At 39.6% G+C, this 7,507-nt stretch carries 4 protein-coding genes; 3 read left to right on the forward strand and 1 reads right to left on the reverse strand.

The window, feature by feature from the left end; genetic code table 11:
• Positions 1-81 precede the first annotated feature (81 nt).
• A complete protein-coding gene (locus HMPREF2961_RS13275; RefSeq protein WP_070705027.1) occupies positions 82-2,313 on the forward strand; it encodes an ATP-binding cassette domain-containing protein in 2,232 nt (743 codons plus the stop codon).
• Between the two features lie 118 nt (positions 2,314-2,431).
• On the opposite strand, the gene HMPREF2961_RS13280 is transcribed toward HMPREF2961_RS13275, so the two are convergent.
• Complete coding sequence (locus tag HMPREF2961_RS13280) at positions 2,432-2,953, reverse strand: DsbA family protein (protein ID WP_002314839.1); 522 nt, start codon at positions 2,951-2,953, stop codon at positions 2,432-2,434.
• 190 nt (positions 2,954-3,143) lie between these two features.
• Here HMPREF2961_RS13280 and nifJ point away from each other — a divergent pair, with 190 nt between their 5' ends.
• Positions 3,144-6,836, forward strand: a complete 3,693-nt coding sequence (gene nifJ / locus HMPREF2961_RS13285) for a pyruvate:ferredoxin (flavodoxin) oxidoreductase (protein ID WP_070705029.1) — start codon at positions 3,144-3,146, stop codon at positions 6,834-6,836.
• Between the two features lie 188 nt (positions 6,837-7,024).
• A partial coding sequence (locus HMPREF2961_RS13290; RefSeq protein ID WP_371012587.1) for a diadenylate cyclase occupies positions 7,025-7,507 on the forward strand: 483 nt, incomplete at its 3' end.

Genomic DNA, 7,507 nt, shown 5'->3' on the forward strand with positions numbered 1-7,507 from the left:
TCTGTCAAACTATAAATCCCTATTACTGCCCGTTGTTCGCCATAGATTTGTTTAAAAATCGATTTTAAAGGAGAAACAAGGATGACAGAGTATATTGAATTGATTCATGCACGAGAAAACAACTTGAAAAACATTGATTTGCGTATCCCAAAAAATAAAATTACTATCTTTACTGGCGTATCAGGATCTGGCAAATCTTCTATCGTTTTTGATACGATTGCACAGGAGGCAGGCAGACAGCTGAATGAGACTTTTAGTAGTTTTGCACGTAATTTTTTGCCTAAATATAGCAGACCTGATATTGATGAGATCAAGCATTTATCGACAGCTGTATTGATCAACCAGAAGAAACTGGGAGGAAATGCTCGATCCACTTTAGGTACTGCAACGGATATCCAGGCACTTTTTCGAATTTTATTTTCACGCTTTGCTGAACCGTCATTGGGTTATGCCAATGCGTATTCATTTAATGATCCTCAAGGTATGTGCCCTGTCTGCCAAGGAATTGGAAAAACGATAACATTGAATATCGATGCCGCCGTAGATGCGACACGCTCACTAAATGAAGGAGCAATCTTGCTTCCCAATTTCACGGTAGGGACTTGGTATTGGAAAATGTATGCAGAGACTGGTTTATTCGACCCAAACAAACCAATCTCCGAATACACATCAGAAGAATACGATCGATTATTGTATGGAAAAGCAGAGAGAATCAATATACCAAGTGCGGGAGATATGAATGTGACTTATGAAGGGATTGTCACTCGATTCATGCGAACCAATGTCCATACTGAAAAAGAAACAACGAAAAAAACAGCAAAGGTTCTTGAGACATATACCAAGATGGATACTTGTCCAGAATGCCAAGGAAAACGTTTCTCACCCGAAGTCCTAAACTCTAAAATAAACGGTTATAATATATACGATTTAACAGCAAAAGAATTATCTTCACTATTACAAATACTAGAAACGTTAGATAACAAAGAGCGTCATCCGTTGATTGCCAGTATCAAAAAACGTATCCAAGATTTGATTGATATTGGATTAGGCTATATGACATTGACACGCGAGACCTCAAGTTTATCTGGAGGGGAATCACAGCGAGTAAAAATGGTGAAGCAATTAGCTAGCAGTTTGACTAATATGATGTATATTTTTGATGAGCCAAGTACAGGATTGCATCCTAGAGATGTCCACCTACTTAATGATTTATTGAAAAAAATCCGGGATGAGGGGAATACAGTTCTGGTAGTCGAACATGATCCTGATGTCATCAAGGTGGCCGATCATATCGTGGATGTAGGACCTTATGCTGGAAGTCACGGCGGTGAGATCATGTATACTGGGGATTATGATGGATTACTGGATTCTGGTACGTTAACGGGAAACTATTTGCGACATCAATTACCAATCAAAAAAGAAGTACGGACATTTTCAGAAACCTTCATTAGCCGCCAGAGCTCTTTGCATAATTTAAAAAATATTCGTTTAGAAATCCCTAAAGGTGTATTTACCGTTGTTTCAGGGGTAGCTGGTTCTGGCAAGAGTACATTGGTCAATCAAGTATTTGTAAAAGACTTTCCAGAAAGCCTACTTATTGATCAAAATCCAATCCATACGAACAAACGGTCAAATCCAGCCACATTCAGTGGAATCATGAATAACATTCGGAAAGCTTTTGGTAAAGAAAATCAAGTTGATGCTGGATATTTCAGCTACAATTCTAAAGGGGCTTGTCCAGAATGCAAAGGAACGGGTGTAATCGAGCTTAATCTATCCTTTATGGACAAATCAGAGGTAGTTTGTTCAAATTGCCATGGGAAACGCTATGATCCAGCTGTTTTGGATTATCGTTATCGTGGAAAAAATATCGTAGAAGTTATGGATATGACCATAGAAGAAGCACTTGAATTTTTTGATGAGAAAGAGATCCAGCGAAAGCTTGAGAATCTAAAAGAAGTTGGTATTGGTTATCTGACTCTTGGACAGCCGATGGATACCTTGTCTGGCGGAGAAGCACAAAGGCTGAAATTAGCTAATGAATTGAAAACAAATGGACAAATATACATTCTAGATGAGCCAACAACAGGACTGCATATGTCAGATGTCGAAAATGTGATTCGAATTATCAATAACTTAGTGGATAAAGGGAACACGGTCATTGTTATTGAACATAATCTAGATGTGATCCGAAGTGCTGATTGGATCATTGATCTTGGACCAGAAGGTGGATCTGGTGGTGGAAATATTCTTTATGAAGGGATTCCAGGAGGATTAAAGAACGCACAAACGATCACTGGAAACAATATCTGATTGAATACTGTTTAGTGGAGAGGTTGTGACAGAAGCTACTTCTGGAACACCGTTTATTCGGAAAAAACATACTAGGAATGGGCTGTGACAAGACTTTAGTCACAGCCCCCTTGTTGTTTTATTTTGCTTGGATCAATTCTTTTAGTTTTTCTTTTGAAATAGATTCATCAAAGATTTCTTTACCCAAGATGACAGTTGGAACAAATCGAATATGTGCTTGCTCAGCTTCGTTAATGATAGCTTGGCTCAGCTGTTCGTCTTTTTGTTCTGCCAGCCCTAATTTATCTGCTGCAAAATCCGCTACTCCTTGGAGCGAAAGATGTTTCCACTCGTCTTGAGTATCGAATATTTGTTTGATCTCTTTGATTGCTTGTTGTCCATCGCTGATCGTGATATACCGGTGCATCACGTTTCCTCGCTGCAAGCTTTCTTTTTCTTTATCGAATAATTTGATCACTCTCTGTAATTGACCACTTTGGACGGCTTCTTCCAATAGCTCATGAGATTCTTCAAACCATTGTCGGCAATATGGGCAAGCTAAGTTGATGAATTCAATCATTTTTTTAGGAGCATCTGATGAACCATAAGTAATACCTTTTTCTGTAGTTGTTTTTGTTGCATCAATCACTGATATATCCATGTAAAAACACCTCTTTCGGTTATAGTTTACACATGTCTGACAAAAAAAGGCAACGATTTAGATTGTTTTTCTAAAAAAATGATTGAAATAGACGTATGTGAAATATTTTTCTAAATAAAAGAAAAAATGGAATATTTTACGTTATAATGGAACAGATAATAAGAGAGAATATGAACAAGGATGATGAATCATGCGAAAAATGAAAACAATGGACGGCAATACGGCAGCCGCGTATATTTCTTATGCTTTTACCGAGATTGCTGCAATATATCCGATAACGCCAAGTTCGACCATGGCTGAATTAGTCGATCAATGGTCAGCAGCAGGAAAAGAAAATGTATTTGGTCAACCAGTAAAAGTAGTGGAAATGCAGTCCGAAGCAGGAGCAGCTGGCGTGGTTCACGGTTCACTGAAAACTGGTGCGCTGACAACTACATATACCGCCTCACAAGGGTTGCTTTTGATGATACCGAATATGTATAAAATTGCTGGGGAACTGCTGCCAAGTGTTTTTCACGTTGCTAGTCGGGCAGTGACGACGAATGCTTTAAATATATTTGGAGATCATGGAGACGTGATGGCTGCAAGACAAACAGGGTTTGCGATGCTAGCTGAAAGCAGTGTGCAAGAAGTGATGGATTTAGCACCTGTTGCCCATCTTGCTTCCATTGAAGGCGAATTGCCTTTTTTGAATTTCTTTGATGGGTTCCGTACGAGTCACGAAATTCAAAAAATCGAAGTTTTGGAATATGAAGAATTAGCTCCTTTGGTCAATCAGGAGAAATTAGCTTCTTTTCGTAAACGAGGGATGAATCCCAATCATCCGACAGTTAGTGGCACGAACCAGAATCCAGATATTCATTTTCAACAACGGGAAACAATCAATCCGTATTATGATAAGTTACCTGCAATCGTACAAAAATATATGAAAGAGATCAATCGATTACGAGGTACTTCTTATGATTTGGTGACTTATTACGGAGCAGCTGATGCAGAAGAGGTCATTGTTTCGATGGGATCAGTTGCACAGACGATTGAGCAAACAGTTGATTATTTGAATGCAAACGGACGGAAAACAGGTTTTTTGAATATCCATCTTTATCGACCTTTTCCAGTGGAAACATTCGTGCAAAAGTTACCTCATACAGTAAAAGCAATCGCTGTTCTTGATCGAAGTAAAGAGCCAGGAGCAGGGGGAGAACCCCTTTTATTAGACATTCAAAGTGCGTTATATGATTCTGAATTTCGCCCGGCTATTATTGGTGGTCGCTACGGATTAGGTTCGAAAGATGTGACGCCCGATCAAATCTCGGCAGTTTTTGATGAATTGCAAAAAGATCCAAGTATACGCAAAAAACGGTTCACCATAGGGATCGTGGATGATGTGACTTATCAATCTTTGGAAACAAAAGAAAGTCTAGATTTAACAGAACCGCAAACATTCCAGGCAAAGTTTTGGGGATTTGGATCTGACGGAACAGTTGGTGCAAATAAATCAGCCATCAAGATTATCGGGGATCACACAGACAAATATGCTCAAGGCTATTTTTATTATGACTCGAAAAAATCTGGCGGTCTAACTGTCTCTCATCTTCGTTTTGGAGATACGCCGATACGTTCAGCGTATCTTGTCGAGCATGCGGACCTTGTTGCTTGTCACACACCAGCTTACCTGCATAGCTATGACTTGGTCAAAGGATTGAAGCCAGGTGGAATCTTTTTACTGAATACTCTTTGGAGTGACGAACAATTAGAAACGCATCTGCCGATAAAATTAAAACGTTACTTGGCTGAAAATAACATTCGGTTCTATACGATCAATGCCATGAGATTGGCCCAAGAAGTTGGTTTGGGACGCCGAATCAATACGGCAATGGAAACAGCATTTTTTAAATTAGCTGACATCATTCCATTTGATGAAGTGATCCCGTTGCTAAAAGAAGAAGCGCTAAAAAGCTACGGGCATAAATCAATGGCTATCGTAGAAAAAAACATACAGGCAATCGATCGGACAATCGAACTGCTTCATGAAGTTGTGATTCCAGAAAATTGGAAAACATTGGAGATGCCTGAAAAAATCAATAAAAGAAACAGGGGGTATGTACAAGAAATCCTTGAGCCGGTGAATGCACAGGAAGGGAATCATCTCTCTGTTGGTACGCTTGTAGCAAATGGAATGACAACTGGCGAAATGCCTTTAGGAACGGCTTCTGTTGAAAAGCGAGGTGTCGCTTTAGAAGTACCTGAGTGGATTAGTGATCGCTGTACGATGTGTAATGAATGTGCCTTTGTTTGTCCTCATGCTGCCATCCGTCCATTTTTAGCAGATGAAGAGGAAATGGAAGAAGCGCCAGAAGGATTTATCGTGAGAGAAATGCGAGGCGCAGACGGCGTAAAATACCGTATCCAAGTTTCAGTGGAAGACTGTACAGGTTGTGGTCTGTGTGTAGAGGCTTGTCCCGCAAAAGGTAAAGCTTTAGTAATGAAACCTTATGAAGAACAGAAAGAACAAGCTATGAATTGGGCTTTTGCAATGACGCTAAGACAAAAAGAAAATCCATTGAAAGGGAAAAATACGGTTTTATCGACACAATTCAACCAACCGCTTCTTGAATTCTCAGGCGCTTGCTTAGGCTGTGGCGAAACACCTTATGTAAAATTATTGACACAAATGTTCGGCGATCGAATGATGATCGCGAATGCGACAGGCTGTTCTTCTATTTGGGGCGGTGCCTCTCCAGCTTCTCCTTATACGACAAACGGATGTGGTCAAGGGCCTGCATGGTCAAATTCTTTATTGGAAGATAATGCTGAATTTGGTTATGGTATGCTTCTGGCGGCACAGACTCGTCGTGAGGCTTTGGCAAATTCAATCAAAGAAGTATTGCCAAAAGTATCAGAAGAACTGCGAGAATTGATGGAAGACTGGTTGGAACATCTCTTTGAGAGTGAAGGAACGCAACAAAGAGCAGCAAAACTGCAAGCAGCGATCGAAAACGAACGATCAATTGTCCCTGAATTGGAAGGTATATACAAGAGAAGAGATCTATTCGTAAAAAACAGCCAATGGATGATTGGCGGAGACGGATGGGCTTATGACATTGGTTTTGGCGGAATCGATCATGTACTTGCCAGCGGAGCAGACGTAAATATCCTTGTTTTGGATAACGAAGTCTATTCCAATACCGGCGGTCAAACCTCAAAAGCAACACCAGCTTCGGCAATCGCTAAATTTTCAGCTAGTGGAAAATATGCTTCAAAGAAAGACTTAGGGATGATGGCGATGACATATGGGAATGTCTATGTAGCACAAATCGCTTCAGGTGCCAATCAAATGCAGACAATCAAAGCATTTGAAGAAGCAGAAAAGTATCCTGGTCCTTCTCTGATTATTGCCTATACACCTTGTATCACACATGGTTTGCTTGGTGGAATGAAAGAATCGCTTAAAGAAGCAAAAGAAGCTGTTTCTTCTGGTTATTGGTCATTATATCGATATAACCCTACAATGGTCGAAAAAAACAAAAAACCAATGACTTTGGACTACAAAAAACCTGATTTCTCTACTATGCCTGATTTCATGAGGAAACAAGTTCGCTTTTCCTCGCTAGAGAACGCAAATCCAAATCTTGCAAAAGCTTTATTTGAAAAGACTGTCCAAGATGCTAAAACACGTTTTTACAACTATGCTGCACTGTCAGGAGAATTAGAAAAAATCAAGAAAAGACTTGAACCAGAAGAGTCTATTGATGTAGTCGTTAAGACGAGAAAAGAAAAAACGACGGATCTTGAAGCGGAAGAAAGAAGAGCAGCCCGAAGAGCCGCCAGAGCAGAACGACGTAAAAAAATGGAACACGTTACAGAAGAAAAAAGTGAAAAATAACAGAAAAAATGTAATGAATAATTCTCTGAGGTTTAAAAAATTTTATTCTAGAGAAAAATAAAACGCATACTTGTAATTTTCTTGAAAATTATGTGTTTTTCTCAAGAAAAAAACGAGCAGATCAGCCTCTAAAATTAAAACATATGATATACTAGAGAGGAAATCTCAAAAGAGAAGAGAGGCTTTTTATGTCATTTCAAATCGGGGAACTTTTTAATTTGGACTATTGGCAGCAAATGTTTTCCGGTGACTTGTTCTCTCTGAATTTTTTGGTGAACATACTTGATATTCTGGTTGTCTGGTATCTTGTATACAAACTGATCCAACTGCTGCGAGGCACAAAAGCGATTCAGCTTCTGAAAGGTGTAGCTATTTTTATTGTTATCCGAATCGTAGCGGAAATCATTGGTCTGCACACCTTGTCTTGGTTGATGAACCAAGTCATCACGTACGGGGTGATAGCTGCTATCGTGATTTTTCAGCCGGAAATCCGGAGAGGACTGGAACATCTTGGACGCAGTTCGCTTTTCAAACAATCAAAAAGCGAACAGCAGGAAGATGAGAAGATGATCTTGTCTTTTGACAAAGCCATCCAATATATGTCCAAGCGAAAAATCGGTGCACTGATCACTATCGAACGTCATACTGGATTAGATGAGTATATTGAGACA

Origin of the sequence: Enterococcus sp. HMSC076E04, assembly GCF_001814285.1 — a bacterium.
GTDB lineage: Bacteria > Bacillota > Bacilli > Lactobacillales > Enterococcaceae > Enterococcus_B > Enterococcus_B lactis.